Annotated in this window: 14 protein-coding genes; 9 read left to right on the forward strand and 5 right to left on the reverse strand. The window is 43.4% G+C overall.

Annotated elements, in window-relative coordinates; genetic code table 11:
• A partial coding sequence (locus PN499_RS13310; RefSeq protein ID WP_272032440.1) for a VWA domain-containing protein occupies positions 1-762 on the forward strand: 762 nt, incomplete at its 5' end.
• 114 nt (positions 763-876) lie between these two features.
• On the opposite strand, the gene PN499_RS13315 is transcribed toward PN499_RS13310, so the two are convergent.
• A complete protein-coding gene (locus PN499_RS13315) occupies positions 877-1,179 on the reverse strand; it encodes a PEP-CTERM sorting domain-containing protein (RefSeq protein WP_272032442.1) in 303 nt (100 codons plus the stop codon).
• Between the two features lie 541 nt (positions 1,180-1,720).
• Between PN499_RS13315 and prfB the strand changes: the two genes are divergently transcribed.
• The 6 genes from prfB to PN499_RS13345 all read left to right on the forward strand — a co-directional run bounded on the left by prfB (position 1,721) and on the right by PN499_RS13345 (position 4,600).
• A protein-coding gene (gene prfB / locus PN499_RS13320; RefSeq protein ID WP_272032444.1) for a peptide chain release factor 2 occupies positions 1,721-2,843 on the forward strand; the annotation gives its coding sequence in 2 pieces (ribosomal slippage) (positions 1,721-1,792 and positions 1,794-2,843; 1,122 coding nt in all).
• Positions 2,844-2,946: 103 nt separating this feature from the next.
• On the forward strand, positions 2,947-3,156 hold the full coding sequence (locus PN499_RS13325; protein WP_272032446.1) for a hypothetical protein: 210 nt from the start codon (positions 2,947-2,949) through the stop codon (positions 3,154-3,156).
• Positions 3,157-3,204: 48 nt separating this feature from the next.
• Positions 3,205-3,498 carry a hypothetical protein gene (locus tag PN499_RS13330; RefSeq protein WP_272032448.1) on the forward strand — a complete coding sequence of 98 codons (294 nt, stop codon included), beginning with the start codon at positions 3,205-3,207 and terminating at the stop codon, positions 3,496-3,498.
• Positions 3,499-3,628: 130 nt separating this feature from the next.
• Positions 3,629-3,931 carry a hypothetical protein gene (locus PN499_RS13335; protein ID WP_272032450.1) on the forward strand — a complete coding sequence of 101 codons (303 nt, stop codon included), beginning with the start codon at positions 3,629-3,631 and terminating at the stop codon, positions 3,929-3,931.
• Between the two features lie 63 nt (positions 3,932-3,994).
• Complete coding sequence (locus tag PN499_RS13340; protein WP_272032451.1) at positions 3,995-4,333, forward strand: DUF6883 domain-containing protein; 339 nt, start codon at positions 3,995-3,997, stop codon at positions 4,331-4,333.
• A gap of 18 nt (positions 4,334-4,351) precedes the next feature.
• Positions 4,352-4,600 (forward strand): DUF4926 domain-containing protein, encoded by a 249-nt coding sequence (locus PN499_RS13345; protein WP_272032452.1) that lies wholly within the window; start codon positions 4,352-4,354, stop codon positions 4,598-4,600.
• A 59-nt stretch (positions 4,601-4,659) separates the two neighbouring features.
• On the opposite strand, the gene PN499_RS13350 is transcribed toward PN499_RS13345, so the two are convergent.
• The 3 genes from PN499_RS13350 to PN499_RS13360 form a co-directional block, all read right to left on the reverse strand.
• Positions 4,660-9,453, reverse strand: coding sequence for a CHAT domain-containing protein (locus tag PN499_RS13350; protein ID WP_272032453.1), 4,794 nt, complete (start codon positions 9,451-9,453; stop codon positions 4,660-4,662).
• A gap of 11 nt (positions 9,454-9,464) precedes the next feature.
• Positions 9,465-10,352: a DMT family transporter gene (locus tag PN499_RS13355; RefSeq protein WP_272032454.1), complete on the reverse strand. Its 888-nt coding sequence runs from the start codon at positions 10,350-10,352 to the stop codon at positions 9,465-9,467.
• Between the two features lie 96 nt (positions 10,353-10,448).
• Positions 10,449-11,756, reverse strand: coding sequence for an adenylate/guanylate cyclase domain-containing protein (locus PN499_RS13360; RefSeq protein ID WP_272032455.1), 1,308 nt, complete (start codon positions 11,754-11,756; stop codon positions 10,449-10,451).
• A 326-nt stretch (positions 11,757-12,082) separates the two neighbouring features.
• Between PN499_RS13360 and PN499_RS13365 the strand changes: the two genes are divergently transcribed.
• On the forward strand, positions 12,083-12,283 hold the full coding sequence (locus tag PN499_RS13365; RefSeq protein ID WP_272032456.1) for a hypothetical protein: 201 nt from the start codon (positions 12,083-12,085) through the stop codon (positions 12,281-12,283).
• Positions 12,284-12,466: 183 nt separating this feature from the next.
• Here the strand turns inward: PN499_RS13365 and PN499_RS13370 are convergent, their stop codons facing one another.
• Positions 12,467-12,739 carry a hypothetical protein gene (locus tag PN499_RS13370; protein WP_272032458.1) on the reverse strand — a complete coding sequence of 91 codons (273 nt, stop codon included), beginning with the start codon at positions 12,737-12,739 and terminating at the stop codon, positions 12,467-12,469.
• Positions 12,740-13,004: 265 nt separating this feature from the next.
• Between PN499_RS13370 and PN499_RS13375 the strand changes: the two genes are divergently transcribed.
• The gene (locus PN499_RS13375; RefSeq protein WP_272032457.1) at positions 13,005-14,624 is read left to right on the forward strand and encodes a NupC/NupG family nucleoside CNT transporter; all 1,620 of its coding nucleotides are present in this window, start codon (positions 13,005-13,007) and stop codon (positions 14,622-14,624) included.
• Positions 14,625-15,785 lie beyond the last annotated feature (1,161 nt).

Genomic DNA, 15,785 nt, shown 5'->3' on the forward strand with positions numbered 1-15,785 from the left:
AGGGGAGCGGGGGAGCAGGGGAGCGGGGGAGCAGGGGAGCGGGGGAGCGGGGGAGAATTTTTAATCAATTCAAATTCTGCTATTCCCAATTCTCCATCGAAGGGTAAGCGCGTATTTGTCGAATCTGGGGATATTCGCGCCAAACGCTTAGCTAGAAAGGCGGGGGCTTTGGTGGTGTTTGTGGTGGATGCTTCGGGTTCGATGGCTTTGAATCGGATGCAGTCGGCGAAGGGGGCCGTAATGCAGCTTTTGACGGAAGCTTATCAAAGTCGCGATCAAGTGGCTTTAATTCCGTTCCGGGGCGAGCAGGCTGAGGTGTTGTTACCGCCTACTCGTTCGATCGCTTTGGCCCGTAACCGTTTGGAAAGATTACCTTGTGGGGGCGGTTCACCTTTGGCTCACGGGTTGACTCAGGCGGTGCGAGTGGGTGTGAATGCTCAGAAGTCTGGGGATGTCGGCCAAGTGGCGATCGTTGCTATTACTGATGGTCGGGGGAATATTCCTTTGGCTCGTTCTCTGGGAGAACCGATTTTAGATGGGGAAAAGCCGGATATTAAGGCGGAATTGTTGGAAATTGCGGCGAAAATTCGGGGTTTGGGGATGCAATTGTTGGTAATTGATACGGAGAATAAGTTTGTTTCGACGGGTTTTGCTAAGGAGTTGGCGAAGGTTTCGGGGGGGAAATATTATCATTTACCGAAGGCGACGGATCAGGCGATCGCTGCAATGGCGAGGGGTGCTCTCCGCGATGCAATTCGCTAGAAATTGAAGATTTAACTCGCAGAGAAACCCGGTTTTTTCATAAACCGGGTTCCCCCATCCAGAAATTTATCATTAATTTTTCCTCTTAGCACAAACAACCCACTTATCCAAATTTTACAGTTCTTTTTTCCCCGCTCGACGGCGAGTCAAGGCGAAAGAACCCGCGACCACACCTAAACCAGCTAGCATTGCTGGCTCTGGAACTCTTGCTGGACTTGGACTGGGGGATAATGACGGCTTTGGTCGTGCATCTGAAAGCGGGCTAGTGGGGCTACTCTGAGCCAGAAAAGAGTTTCCAGAATTCCACATTCTACCTAATGAAATTGTTTGCAAGTTGGCAGCGAAGGCACCTTCTCCCCAAGCAATGACTGTTGCGATATATAAGACCCCCGCACCAGAAGTCAATAATTTGTTCATACAAAGTGCTAACATTAGTTATTATTACTTTTTGGGCAATTGACGACTAGCGAAATCTGTGCATTTCTATCATCTTAACCTCTTTTGTCGAAGCCACCTTAACTAAATTCACCGAAGTTTGCGCCAGAGTAAGGATGAAACTTAAGATTTTCGCGGCACTAGATGACACCCAACTTAATTTAGCTATATGGCAGCTCTGCGGTCTTAGGCAATGCTCAGAGGCGATCGCTCAAAATATGCAGATCTCTAAATCCCATTATACGCAAACATTCTGAATATTTGAAGGAGTTGCCCTGGGTTCTTTACGCAATCTTTAAGATTATCTATTTTACCACAGTATAGTGTAAAGATTTTGTAAAGCTAATTAGAGAAGGTAACAAATAGCACTCAGTAGAAATACGTAATCAACACAAGGAACCGGAGATGACGCTCAAGGGTGTAGAGGTAGAAAGCAGTTAACTGTTAACCGCTAAACGTTAATAAATAACGAAACAGCAGTTAAAATCGATAGTACACAGCAAAAGTAGGAGAAGTAGTAGTAGTGGAAGTTCTAGATATCAAACGGGAAATCGAAACGTTGTGCGATCGCCTGGGTAAAACCCAGGACTATCTTTGACATTCCCGCACTCACAGCCAAAATCTCAGACTTAGAACAAATCGCGGCTCAACCGCAATTCTGGGACGACCAAAACGCAGCTCAAAATACACTTCAAGAACTCAACGACCTCAAATCGCACTTAGAGCAGTATAATCAGTGGCACACCAGTCTAGAAGACGCGGGGGCCATCTTGGAGCTGCTGGAGTTAGAAACCGATGAATCGCTGCTCCAAGAGGCTTACACTAATCTTTCCCAATTGAGTCGCGAACTCGATCAGTGGGAACTGCAACAATTACTCTCAGGGCCCTACGATGCAGGCGGAGCAGTTTTGACCATTAACGCTGGTGCTGGGGGTACGGATGCTCAAGATTGGGCGGAAATGTTGCTGCGGATGTATACTCGCTGGGGAGAACGCCAGGGTTATAAAGTACACTTGGCTGAAATTTCTGAGGGAGACGAAGCGGGTCTGAAGTCGGTCACTCTGGAAATTGTCGGTCGTTATGCTTATGGGTATTTGCGATCGGAGAAAGGAACCCATCGCCTGGTCAGAATTTCGCCATTTAATGCCAATGATAAGCGCCAAACCAGTTTTGCTGGAGTGGAAGTGATGCCAATTCTCGATCGTTCCGTAGAGTTGGACATTCCAGAAAAGGATTTGGAAGTCACGACATCTCGCGCTGGCGGTAAAGGTGGCCAAAATGTCAACAAGGTAGAAACAGCGGTGCGGATAGTTCACCTTCCCACTGGTTTAGCCGTGCGTTGTACTGAAGAGCGCAGCCAGTTGCAAAATAAAGAGAAGGCTCTCGTTCTTCTTAAGGCTAAGTTATTAGTGGTGGCTCGCGAACAACGAGCTAAGGAAATTGCGGAGATTCGCGGAGATATGGTGGAGGCGGCTTGGGGAAATCAGATCCGCAACTATGTTTTTCATCCTTATCAAATGGTGAAGGATCTGCGGACGGGGGTAGAAACGACTGCGATCGCAGATGTGATGAATGGGGAATTAGAGCCGTTTATTCAAGCTTATCTGCGTCAAGAAAATCAGTTAGTTGAATCGGCAGTAATTTAATCTGCTTGAGTATTAGCTACCTGAAGATAACTAAAAATTCGGACGATCATCCTTGAGAAATGAAAACACTTAGAGAATAGATAATTAAGATAAGGTTTTGCAAATGATGACTTTTAATGATGTAGTTGAGGTAATCAAAGGTCTTTCTACGGATGAAAAGCAGGAAATTCAACTCTTGTTGAACCAATACATCCAGGAAGAACGCCGCGAGCGGATATATGATAACTTCAACTTAGCGCAGGTAGAACAGCAAAAAGATGAACTTAAGTTTTCCTCTAATATTAACGAACTGAGACAACTGATAGAGGAATGATCGTGGAAGTTAAATTTTCGCAAAGATCTGTTAGAAAAGCAAGCAAATATGAACAAAGAATTTACTTCGAGCAAATCTCAAACTGACTGGCAACGCCTAGATACCATGACTGATGAAGATATTGATTTATCTGATTGCCCCGAAATTACGCCTGAAATGTTCGCTAAAGCAGTAGTTCGGCGAGGTTTGCCCAACACTCAGACTAAAGCTCAAGTCACCTTACGTATTGACAGTGATATTTTGGATTGTGGGGCTTATCGTATTTGGTCGCCTTATGATTATGGTGATGCTGCTCAGAAATTAATGAGCTTATTAGAACAAGAAGAAACGAAAGTAAAATAGTCTGTTGCAGCAGATAACAAATCATAGATGGTGGAAAAGGCTAAAATTTTTTAATGGCTATTGACAGGAAATAAAATATGCGTTAATTTGGGAAAAACGGTGATATTAAAGATTTCAGGATGTTAATGCTATGAATAACAATGATGCGGTTGCAGCAGGTACTGCTGGTGTTGCAGCAGGTGGCATTACAGGTGTCGTAACAGCTTCTACGGTTTATGGAGGCGCAGTTGCCGCTGCAAATGCTGCGGGTGTATACGGAGCAGCAGCTACAAGTTCTGCTCTAGCAAGTTTAGGTGGCGGTGCTCTTGCGGCTGGCGGTGCTGGTATGGCTGGTGGAGTTGCAGTTGTCGCTGCCTCTGCTGCATTACCCGCTGCTTTTGTATGTTGTGTGGTTGGGTTTGGTATTTATCAATTTCATCTGTTGAGGCGCTAAAAACAACTTAATTTCAAGGTTGGGAAGGTAGACAATAAGTTGTCTACTTCTTTTTAGTACAGCATGGCAAATCTACTTCCTCACGCGGAGAAAGCAGTGGTTGATATTCGTAAATTGCGTGACTACTGCCTAAATCCAGAACATGATGACGGAAAGCATAAAGCTCGTCTCTTTTTGTCAAGTTTGGGTATGACGGCGGATCATGCCGAAGAATTGCGTCAAATCCTGCTTGAGGTTGTTAAAACTCGCGAGGTTCGGTTAGGTCGGCAAGATGAATTTGGGCAACGCTACACCCTAGATTTCCCCCTCCAATGGCAAAATAGAAGTGCAACCCTTCGGAGTGGATGGATTATTGAAAATGGTTCAGAGATTCCGAGATTAACGACCTGCTATCCCTTGTAGTTACTAAAGGTGAGAAAAGTGAGCGAAAATACCATCAAGTTACTCGATGTTGTAGCATTGACAGTAGATTTGCCAGATTATAATTTGTGGCGTGGGCAAGTCGGTACAGTGGTTGAGACATTAGCAAATGGTGCAGCCTTTGAAGTAGAATTTAGCGATCGCAACGGACGGACTTATGAATCTCTTGGGTTACGCGCACAGCAAATAATGGTGTTGCACTTTGAGCCAGCATCTCCTGACTTGAAATCTAAAATGGCTATAGCATAGTACAAAGCAGAAGACACAGAGGGAGAGAAAAGAGACAAAATAAATAGATAATATTTACTTTACCAAGGATTGCCAATCATTGTAAAAGCGGCCCAATAATAAGGATGCGATAAAAGTCTATTCCCACGAGCTGCAATTGGCGCTGGTAAAGAGATCAAATCCTCTCGTCCCGCCACGCGCAAGGCCCCATTTTCTAATCGTACTTGGCCACGTAGCATGGCAAGTTGCGCCTGTCTCAATGCTTGCGCTTTAATAATTGGGCGATTATTTTCTCCACGCGATCGCAACTGCTGATAAAATTCTACCATTAGTCCTAAAGTCCCTTCATCGCTAACTTCCCATAAACTCGCTAAAGCTGATCGCGCACCGCTAGCAACTGCTAATCCTGCAAATCCTAACTCCGCTTGTTCGTCTCCTAATGCTGTGCTACAAGCGCTCAATACTAATAAGTTTACTGGCGGATCGTTCCATTTCAATTGTCTCATTTGATCTAATCGTAGTTTAGTATCCCACAACTGAATATAAGAATTACTTGGTACTCCTGGCTGAAATTCGCTATGAGTTGCTAAGTGAATTATTCCAAAAGATTGTGCTGCTCGTTGAGCTTGCAAATTAGCTAAAGTAAAATCTTGATTGAGGAAAGATTTACCTTGTTCTGGGGACGCGATCGCAGATAATTCTACTGGTACTGCGGGTAATGGTGGTTTGTCGGTAAATATTGATGCTCCCATTCCTAAAACTTCTTGGTCGCTAATATCTTCGTAGCGAGTATCTGTTAAACTGAAACTGGGCATGATGCTAATACTATAATTTTCTATTAAGAATTGCTGACCGTTATGAAGAGCGGCAAAAGGTATACTCCGCAAACCAGATGATGGAATAATGATTAAATTCTGAACGTTTAAGGCTTTTAAATCTGCTTCTAAAGGAGCCATTAGCCAACGATAAAGCTGTTGCGCTGGTTCCAAATAAACTGCTGTATTTCTGAGTTGCGGATTGGTAATATCACTCTGAAAATTTTGAGCTACTTGTAATAACTGCAATCGAGTTACTCCTGGTACTAAAGCACGGATAGTCTGTCCAGAAGGATTGACGAGTACGAGTTCTAAGCGATCGGTATCATTTTCAGTCTTAAGTGATAATTGGTTGGCTCTTTCCGGGTTGATTTTGAGCGATGAGCTATTTTCTCGTACTGTTGATGATCCACTTCCTCTAATCCAATTCATATAAATGATTGCAGATTTAATTCCAGTTTCTGCTTCATTTTTGCGAAGAGTATCATAGACAACAGACATATTGCTAACGGGTTCTCTCGCAGGTAGTTGTAAATATTTTTCATACTCCTGCGTGAAGTTTTCTTCAAATGCCAATACTCCCGTTAAATCTACATTGATTGCTAAGTTTGGAATAGGAATATCTGGTTTTGGGCCATATTCTCTTTCGGATGATCTTTGTGGCGATCGCGTTTCTCCTTGAAGAGATGTTACAATTGATACCTCGGAAGTAGTCGTAAAAGGAATAGGACTAGGTGCGGGACTTGGGATAGGATTAGGTGTCGGACTGGGAGTAGGATTAGGTGTCGGACTTGGAGTAGGATTAGGTGTCGGACTTGGAATGGGATTAGGTGCTGGACTTGGGATAGGATTAGGTGTAGGACTTGGGATAGGATTAGGTGTCGGACTTGGAATAGGATTAGGTGTCGGACTGGGGATAGGATTAGGTGTCGGACTTGGCGTAGGATTAGGTGTCGGACTTGGCGTAGGATTAGGTGCTGGACTTGGTGTAGGATTAGGTGTCGGACTTGGTGAATTGCCTGTTGTAATTAAAGAAATCTGATTAGGTGAATTTCCTTGTCTGTAAGTTCCTTCAAAAGAGCGATCGGGCAAAATAACATTATTAATTCCAGTATTAATTGCGCCTCTAGTTCCATTTGTAGTAGCATTTCCGACAATAAAAGACTGTTCGTTACCGCCTCCATGTCGAATCGCGATCGCGCCTCCACCTTCGCCGCCAACCGTAGAAATGCTAGACTCAATACCTTCTAAGTCTCTAAAAGTATCGCTGGCGCGGAATAAACCAGAAGTGGCGATCGCAACTGTCCCCCCATTGCCATTACTTCCACCTTGAGCGTCGATCGCACCGATATTAATGTTATCCTGTGCATTCAGGAAGATGTTACCACCGCTGCCTTCAGTACCGCTAACGTTAATATTGCCAGTAACAATTTCCCCAGACGATCGCACTTCAATATTTCCGCCTCTAACCCCCGAAGCATTCAAACCTTGGGATACGACAGATCCAGCTTCAATTAAAATATTACCGCCAGAAACCGCAACATTTCCCCCGAAAGTCGCTTTATCATTGGCATTTACCTGCAAACTACCCGCCGCAATTGTCGAATTTGCCGTTACATTACCACCACTTTCAAGCGCGATCGCGCCTAACCTTCCACTATTACCAACCGCATCCTCAAAAGCGATATCGCCTCCCGCCTTGATTTCTAGGTTATTCGCGTCTCCCTTGGTATCAAAAGTATTGGTAAAAGTGATATCATCCGATGCTCTCAAAGACACATTTCGCGCGATCGCTACTGCACTATTAAATGTTATGCTGCCTGCGGTGATATTCCCCGCAACTTCGGCATTTTCAGCGTTAACATTCAGACTCGTCAGAGGTATGCTTTCACCCACACCACCACCTAATTGCAGTCGCAAAGCCTCGATCGCGAGTTCGTGACTGCCATCAACCCTGCCTGGTAAAATAATATTACCCTGACCTTGAGTGCTGAGGGCGACATCATCACCCAGTAAAACATTGCCGCCAAAAGTGATACTGCCGCCAGATGTAGTAATATTGGCATTGAGAGTGGAAGATAGAGCATTAAGCGCGATCGCCGCATCTCCCCTTCCCGTCACTTCACCGTTAACAACGATCGCCCCTCCTTGAAGCGTCACTGGATCGTTAAACGTCACAGGATTAACCACAGTAATCGCGCCTCTACCATCAGATCCCCCGATAGCGATCGCACTAAAACCATCAGCGATCGCACCAAGATCTCTCGGCGTTAAGTCCAAAACCCCTAAAATATCCGCTGTCCCACCTAGATTAATATCTCTGCTACTAAGTGTTTCTAAACGAATTGTACCGCCAATACTACGAGTCGAACTATCACCGCCCCTGAAATCAATCCCATTACCTCTTAAAGTAATATTACCACCATTAGCATCAAGTCTACCAACAGAAATACTAGCGGCAGAAATATTAATATCGCCTCCCTGAGTCTGAATCAAATCGTTAGCATCGATGGCAACAAACACCCCATCGGTTCTAAAAGTGATAGAATTTCCTTTACCAGATTGCAATGTCAGCACATCATCCGGTAAGTTATTAAGAACAATACTATTAGTAGTTTCAACAATAATATTACTATCCGCAGCAATGCTTTCTAATTGTGATTCAGAGAGAATTGTTGGGTTAGATCCGAATTGGGCCGCCCTGCGATTTGCCGTGAAAATATTAGTTTGTGAAGATTCCGATCCAGCTTCAATAATAATATCACTTGGATCGAGTAAAAGAGTGCCGATCGCACCATTAGGAGCACGGGTATCTACTTTACCCGCGAAACTCAAAGAATTTTTACCCGACACCTCCACAAAACCCCCATCACCTCCCAGAATCCCGCCTCGCGCAGCGATATTCCCCAAAAAGTTAGTCCTACCATTGGCCCAAACCACAACCCGGCCACCGTTATTGAAGGAAGAAGGAAGAGGGAAGAAGGAAGAAGGAAGAAGAGATGAAATGCCGTTAGCGGCGATGTTAGAATTGCTATCGATCGAAGTTTCAGCGGCGTTAAAATTGCCTTTGCCTTGGAAATCACCGCCAATGAATACATTACCGCCGTTAGTACCAGAAGCATTAATATTAGCTGAAATTAGACCGACTCGATCGCCTAAAATTGCAACTCTTCCTCCTGAGAGAAAGGGGGAAGATACATCAATGGAACCAGATGCAATCGTAGTTCCCGGTGAAAGTGGGATAGTTGTAGCAGAATTAGTTAACTGAACCTTACCATCGTTATTAACAGTAATTCCTGTAGCATGACTTTCACCCACACCTGCGATCAATTGGGGAAGTGCGATTGCATTGAACGAGGCCCCAGTCGCGATTTCCAAACTCAAAAGATGTCCTGCTTGAGAGATGCGAACCAAATTTTCCCCAGGGACAGCAGCAATAGTAATCGCACCTCCCGGCGCTGACAATTGCCCAGTATTAATCGCCACACCGCCAAGTAAACTTAAACTTTGCCCCTCGCTAACTGCTAAATTACCAGCATTGACAATTACCCCTGTTTGCGAACCAAAATTAAAAGAGTTAGGAGTTCCTACTAAGGTTGAATAATCATTAACTCCAGTAGCATTAAACCAGCGATCGCCAAAACCAATCCCGCTAGCAGTTGTCGCCAAAAAAGATCCAGGTACATCTAATCTTGCACCTTGACCAAAAACAATACCCGCAGGATTCATTAAAAATAAATTAGAGTTGCCACCACTAACAGAAATTAAGCCATTAATCGAGGAAACATTTCCGCCGACAACCCGCGTTAAAATATTCCTAATATTAGGATTAGTCAAAAAATTAGCAATTTGAGTTTCACTAATACCAAACTGACTAAAACTATGAAAAAGATTCGCGCCATCCCCAGATAGTTTACCACCGGTAATATCGAAGCGATCGTCTTCAGATTTAACAGTAGTGCCAGTACCGTCAGCAGCGGGGATAATTTGTTCTGCTTGTACTGCGATTGGGAACAGCCAAGGTAAGCTCAAAAATAATAAAAAGTAAAAATAACTCATTCGTATAATTCTTATTTGGACTCCGTGAGTTCAACTTCAGCTTGCTCTAAGACTGGATATAGGAAAATCAAAATTATTCCTACTAACACCATCGCTGCACCAATAAAACTAAAGATACCAAAAGTTTCTCCTAACAACCAAAATGCAAAAACTGCTCCGAAAACAGGCTCTAATGACAAAATCACGGCTGATTCTTGAGCTGAAACCCAACGCTGTGCTGTCATCATCAGTAAAGTCATAAGACCACTGCCTACGATACCAAGATAACTAAGCAATCCTAGATTCATTTTCACTGCTTCTATCTGCCCTACAATCTCAGGAGCAGCCCAGACTAAGCTCAATGCAGCTACAACCGAGAGTTGAATAGCTGTAAGTGCCAAAGATGAGTGGTGCTCGGCAATTTTTTCACGCAGGATGATATATGCTGAGTCGGCGATCGCAGAGCAGAATAACCATAAACTACCGCTTAAGGGATCGCCACCTTCCCAAGACATAATGCCAATGCCACTAAATGCCAATATTGCTGCCAACAGCACTTCTATCTGAAACTTCTTACAAAACACGAGTTCAAATAGGGTTACAAAAATGACATTAAATCCAAAAATAAATGATGCCTGATGAGCCGAAATAGTTTCAATCCCAATGGTTTCACAGGTAAAAATTCCGAATAATAAAATTCCCAACATGGCTCCTTCTCTAACTAGACAAAGATTAAGCTTGCCAATAAATGGAAGGAAAATTATTGCTGAACTTGTAAATCGCAAAGCTAATTGAGTTGCTGGAGTGACATTCAGGAGAAGCTCTTTAATCACAGAAGAAGTTGAGCCGAGTATCATCGCAACAGTAATAACTGCAAAAATACCTTTCTGACGATCGCTGATTTCTTTGATAAAAGCCATGCTTATGAACTTAATTAATTGGGTCTTACAATCATTCTGTAGTTAATCGTTCTTATACGATAACATAAGTAAATTCTTAACGATCTCCATTCCTCTCTATATTTTACCTTTAAGCAAATAAGCTTTCATTTTCCCTTTGCCTTTAATTTCAATTTCTCCACGATCCTCGAATACATAAATCCCTTTTAAGCGCTCGTAAGTCGATTCTGAGACTTGGATGCGGCCGGGGATACCGTGAGATTCCATCCGAGAAGCAGTATTTACAGTATCACCCCACAAATCGTAAGCAAACTTTTTCCAGCCAATTACTCCCGCTACAACTAAACCAGTGCTAATACCGATCCGAATCTGAAAGTCTTGACCTTTTTTAGCATTAAATTGTGCTAAAGCTTGCTGCATATCTAGCCCCATCTCAGCAATAGCATGAGCGTGATCTAAATGGTTTTCCGGTAAACCACCTACTACCATATAAGCGTCCCCAATTGTCTTGATTTTTTCTAAACCGTGACGTTCCACCAAATGGTCAAACATCGAAAAAATCTCATTGAGTAACTTAACTAATTCTGTAGGTGAAATCCGGGCAGAAAGCTCTGTGAAGCCGACAATATCGGCAAATAAGACACTTACTTCAGCGAAACTGTCTGCAATAGTTTGTGGATCTTGTTTTAAGCGTTCGGCAATTGGTGGTGGTAAAATATTTAGTAGCAAGCGCTCCGATCTATCCTTTTCTGCTTCTAAGGCGCGGCGGGCTTTAAATTCAGCTTTGGCTAAGCGTTCGTATAGATAAACTGATAAGTTGCAGGTCACGCAGGCCCAGAATAAGTAAAGATATAGCATGGCTGGAGCCACTGGCATATCTTCGGGTTTGACTTGTAAGTTGAGTGCAGCATTAACTCCGAAATAGTAGACAAATACGCCTAATTGTGCTGTCAAATGTAGGGGCCACCGGACGGGGGTGAGAGTAGCTTGACCAAAGAACATGAGGCTCCAGGCAATAATATCGGGTTGGGCGATACCCAGGAAAGTGGCTCGTATTTGCGGGATCAGGGTTGTTGACCAGGATAGCCCTAAGAATATTAAAGCGTGGTGGCGGCGCACTGCGGGGATTTGCAGGGAGGCGAGGCCAGCGAGGAGAAGCAGTTGTACGACAATTTGGGTTAGCAGTAAGGAACTGTTGAACTGCTGCCGATTGAATGCAAAGTTTGTTAGTTCTAGGATGCTAAAAGTCACGAAGGCGAAGAAGGCTAGCCATAATCCCAGTTTCATGCGACTGAGAATAAAGCGATCGCGCCATGCTTCGTAGTCAGCTTTGAGGTCGAGTTGAGGGATGTCCCCTAACTCTTGGAGGGGCGAACCCTCAGCCCAGACTTGTTTATCTATTTTGCTTGGCTTCTCTCGCTTCATGGTGGATATGCTGCTTCTGTTGAAGGAAGCGAAAGGTGTACATCTTTAGGTTATTATGATCAATAATGCTCCATACTGGGAGTTATAGCAGAAGGCACAAGGTAAAAGGCAGCTATGCAGAAGGCTTTAATTATCTAAAAGGACAGAAGTAAAATGCAATCAAAACGATAGTTCCAGCAATTAAGAACGTCCTCATTAAGTAAATTCTTCTTAGTTCTTCCTTCTCTCCTAGATAACTAAATTTTTCTTCTAAATTTTTCTTCCTTCTTCCTTCTTCCTTTGAATTATCTTGGCGGTTGCTAAATTAATTTTTCCCCAAACATACAATGGAAGATATAGGTTCCCAACTCCCAACAGATAAATTAGTTGAGCGGATCTTGTCTTCTGGTCAACTGAGCCGGATGGACAGACAGCAGCTCAAGTTGGCCTTGTTAGATGATTCCATCAATGAAAAAGAGTTAGTTTTGATCGAGCGAGTGATTGATGGGGTGAGAAAAGGGCTGCTAGATATTGTGGATGAAAATTGAAAGAAATTGGTAATTGGTAATTGCTAATTGGTAATGGGTAATTGCTAATTGGTGATTGGTAATGGGTAATTGCTAATGGGTAATTGCTAATGGCTAATTGCTAATTACCCATCCTTCCCCTCTTCCCCATCTTCCCCATCTTCCCCATCTTCCCCATTTTCCCCATTTTTCCCATTCCTTCGATTAAAAAATCTCATCGTCAATAGTACCGTCATCGCGGGGAGTGAGTTCTGAGGGGGGGCGATCGCTACTCCAGGCCCACCAAGGAGAACCACACTTGCACTCGTAAAATTCCTGCCATTTGCGGCGGTGGGTTTCGGTGTAGACTGGCGATCGCCGATTGATCCAAACCCGTACCGCCTCCGTACAGCTTGCACCACATTTGGGGCAGGAAAACTCAAAAGCGTGTTTCGCCGTACCTGCCCAGTCGGGGGGGGTTGGCTCGAAAGCTTCCATCATGTCCAAGTTTAAATTAAACTCCTATCATTATCCGGTTTAAGTCGCGATCGGCTGCTGCCAATAAATGAGCTGACCTTAACAAAATCTTGAAGTTGAGATAAATTATGGTTTTCTCTGTTTATTTTACAGCCTTACCTGTGCCAAAGCGTTCAATTAGAGTTAATTTCTTTGGTGTGAGATGTCTTCACCCTTCGGGGAAGACTCAAACCAATTTCCCACAGGCCGCCTCTGGGCCCTGACAGCCCTCTTAAGGACTACACTTATGTCTATATACAATCTCGTCTCGTTTCTGGGCATCTTTGGTTTATGCGCGATCGCCTGGGCTTTTTCGGAAAATCGCAAACCCCAGTACATACCCTGGCGCGTCATCATTTGGGGCATTGGCTTACAATTAGCTTTGGGTTTTTTAATCTTTCTGTTCCCGCCAACTCGCACAGCCTTAGAGTGGTTTACAGGCCTGCTAGATGGGGTATTTACTGCTGCTGATACCGGGGCGCGGTTTGTTTTTGGGAGAAATATTGTCCCCGTACCAGGTCAAGATCCGCCAATTAATTTAGGGTATATTTTCGCCTTTCGAGCTTTGCCAACAGTAGTCTTTTTCTCCGGGCTAATGGCTTTGCTTTATAACATCGGTGTTATTCAAATCATCACCGAAGTATTTGCCAAACTGTTTTACAACACTATGCGCTTGAGCGGTGCAGAAGCTCTTAGCGGTGCAGCTAATATTTTTGTGGGCATTGAGGCAGCAATTGTGGTTAAGCCTTATCTGCCACAAATGACTCGCTCTGAACTTTGCGCGATTCTATCTTGTTGTTTTGGAACGGCAGCTTCTTCAACTCTAGCAATTTATGTCAGTTTCCTGAAACCAGTTTTTCCCAATATTTTAGGGCATTTAGTCTCAGCATCAATTATTGCTATTCCAGCTTGTTTTGTCATCTCCAAAATTTTAGTACCGGAGACAGGAACTCCGTTAACAATGGGTGGTATTCCCAAGGAGGAAAAAAAGTCGAAAGGTAGAGAGTTTATTGGGGAAGAAATCTCAGATGAAGATTCCGAATATACCCCCCAAGAAACAGTCGGCGGCGAACCCATTGAGCGAGTCAGCCCCTTGGATGCTGCTATTGTGGGCGCTTTGGATGGGGTCAAGATGGCAGTTGCGATCGCGGCTGTTTTGATTTTAATCTTAGGTTTAGTTTCTTTAGTTAACCAAACCTTCGGTGCTTTGGCATCCTTGGAAACTTCACAAAATACTCTCCTACAACCTATCGGTCAAGTTTTCAGCGTCATCACGCTACAAAATATCCAAGGAGTCTTATTTTATCCCTTGACTTTGTTAACTGGCGTTCCCTTTGCGGACTCATGGGAAGCCTCTGTAATTATTGGGCGGCGGCTATTAGAAACGGCCATTCCTCCCTATCAAAGTTTAGCAGAAGCAGCAGCCAAAGGAGAGATTACCCCTCGTACAGTTTTAATCGTCAGTTACGCCCTTTCTGGCTTTGCTCACCTCGCCTCTGTAGGAATTTTTGTTGGTGGTACTATTGCCTTAATTCCCTCTCGTCGTAAAGACATTTCTGAGTTAGGTTGGAAGGCTTTATTTGTCGGTACTTTAGCTACAATGATGATTGCTTGTATCGCTGGAGTATTCGACACTGGCGATGCAAGTATTTTAGGTGAAAATACGGCCCCGGCTGTTGCTCCCCTTACGGCCCCTGCTACGCCAAAATCGACGGTTTCGCCTAGTCCTGCGGCTTCTTCAGCGCCAGCGATTGCTAGTCCTAGTCCTGCGGCTTCTCCGAAGCCTCCCGCTGGCCAAGCTTCTCCTAAATCTTCTCCTAAGCCCGCAATTTCTCCATCTCCTAAAGCTTCGTCATCGCCGAAATAGTTAATTGTTAACAGTTAACAGTTAACTGTTAACTGTTAACAAAGCTCACGTAGGTTGGGTTTAATTATGAAATCCAACTCTTTACTTAGTAGTTAAATAAATTAACCTAATTATACCAATTCTTAAAACTATGACTACAATTATTCATCTGCTACGCGGGCCACTGCCTCTGGCATTCTGGCGATCCTCACTGAACTGCTGACTTCTAAGTTCTTGAGATAGCCGTTTACAACTTATTAGTAGATATCCAAAAAACCAAATATGCAGCAGAGGTAAGCCTAAGTGATTCCTCCAGTCTAAACTACTTGGAGTAACCGCTTTTTGCATTAAATTAAAAAATAAAACTAGAGTTATAGCAATCCTTAAACCTATCTGAATGTACAAAACTGTAGTAAGTAGAGACAGTGACTTTATGAGTAAACTTTTTAGTGAAATTGCAAAGTATAGAAAAAAAGCTCCAAAGATAGCATTAATTATTTTAGTAGCTACAAACCAGTATGGATCGTAATCCCTAAAAAAATATATTCTAATTGGAAGAACTAGATATATTAAAGAAGAAATATACGCAAATCCGATCGAGCCGAAGTAAAATCGGATTAGCCCGATACTTTCTATCCCCGAATAGCCTTTCATAACAACTTCTTCGTTGATCTTAATAAGATATTTTGGTAAAAAGAAGCCAGCCTTTTGCTCTACCTGTATTTGAGTAGTTTCTCCTTGGTGATCGAACGTACAGCGGTTCTCAGGTAGATGAGGTATATATTAAAGCTCAAAAGCCTGGATATACATAGAATCTAACGTACCTCATCTTTCTGAGAAAGGCTATACCTACAATATGATAGTTGAGAGAGAATCCACCAAATCTAACAACTTCTTTACTATCAACTTTTACTAAATTTTCACTAGCAAGAAACAAATACTTCGGAGATAGATCCGTCGAAATCTCAATTTTATGTCCTTGCCATGTTCCCTGTGCAGCCATAAAGCATTTACCGTAAACTAAGAGTGTTGACTTGTGGATATGAGATAAACAATTAATTTATCCGAAAATTACTGACCATGAGACCAAATACGGTATTGAGGACTTGTCCTGTTTGGAAAGCTTTTGAAAAGTCGGGAGTTTTCATCGATTAATTACCAATTATAACTAGGGACTAGGGG

Source organism: Kamptonema animale CS-326, assembly GCF_028330895.1.
In the GTDB taxonomy this organism is placed as follows: Bacteria; Cyanobacteriota; Cyanobacteriia; order Cyanobacteriales; family Microcoleaceae; genus Kamptonema; species Kamptonema formosum.

Bases quoted from the DNA above. Each gene is read 5' to 3' on its own strand.
- PN499_RS13315 (WP_272032442.1), bottom strand. From the start codon at position 1,179: ATGAACAAATTATTGACTTCTGGTGCGGGGGTCTTATATATCGCAACA.
- PN499_RS13325 (WP_272032446.1), top strand. From the start codon at position 2,947: ATGATGACTTTTAATGATGTAGTTGAGGTAATCAAAGGTCTTTCTACG.
- PN499_RS13330 (WP_272032448.1), top strand. From the start codon at position 3,205: ATGAACAAAGAATTTACTTCGAGCAAATCTCAAACTGACTGGCAACGC.
- PN499_RS13335 (WP_272032450.1), top strand. From the start codon at position 3,629: ATGAATAACAATGATGCGGTTGCAGCAGGTACTGCTGGTGTTGCAGCA.
- PN499_RS13340 (WP_272032451.1), top strand. From the start codon at position 3,995: ATGGCAAATCTACTTCCTCACGCGGAGAAAGCAGTGGTTGATATTCGT.
- PN499_RS13350 (WP_272032453.1), bottom strand. From the start codon at position 9,453: ATGAGTTATTTTTACTTTTTATTATTTTTGAGCTTACCTTGGCTGTTC.
- PN499_RS13355 (WP_272032454.1), bottom strand. From the start codon at position 10,352: ATGGCTTTTATCAAAGAAATCAGCGATCGTCAGAAAGGTATTTTTGCA.
- PN499_RS13360 (WP_272032455.1), bottom strand. From the start codon at position 11,756: ATGAAGCGAGAGAAGCCAAGCAAAATAGATAAACAAGTCTGGGCTGAG.
- PN499_RS13365 (WP_272032456.1), top strand. From the start codon at position 12,083: ATGGAAGATATAGGTTCCCAACTCCCAACAGATAAATTAGTTGAGCGG.
- PN499_RS13370 (WP_272032458.1), bottom strand. From the start codon at position 12,739: ATGGAAGCTTTCGAGCCAACCCCCCCCGACTGGGCAGGTACGGCGAAA.
- PN499_RS13375 (WP_272032457.1), top strand. From the start codon at position 13,005: ATGTCTATATACAATCTCGTCTCGTTTCTGGGCATCTTTGGTTTATGC.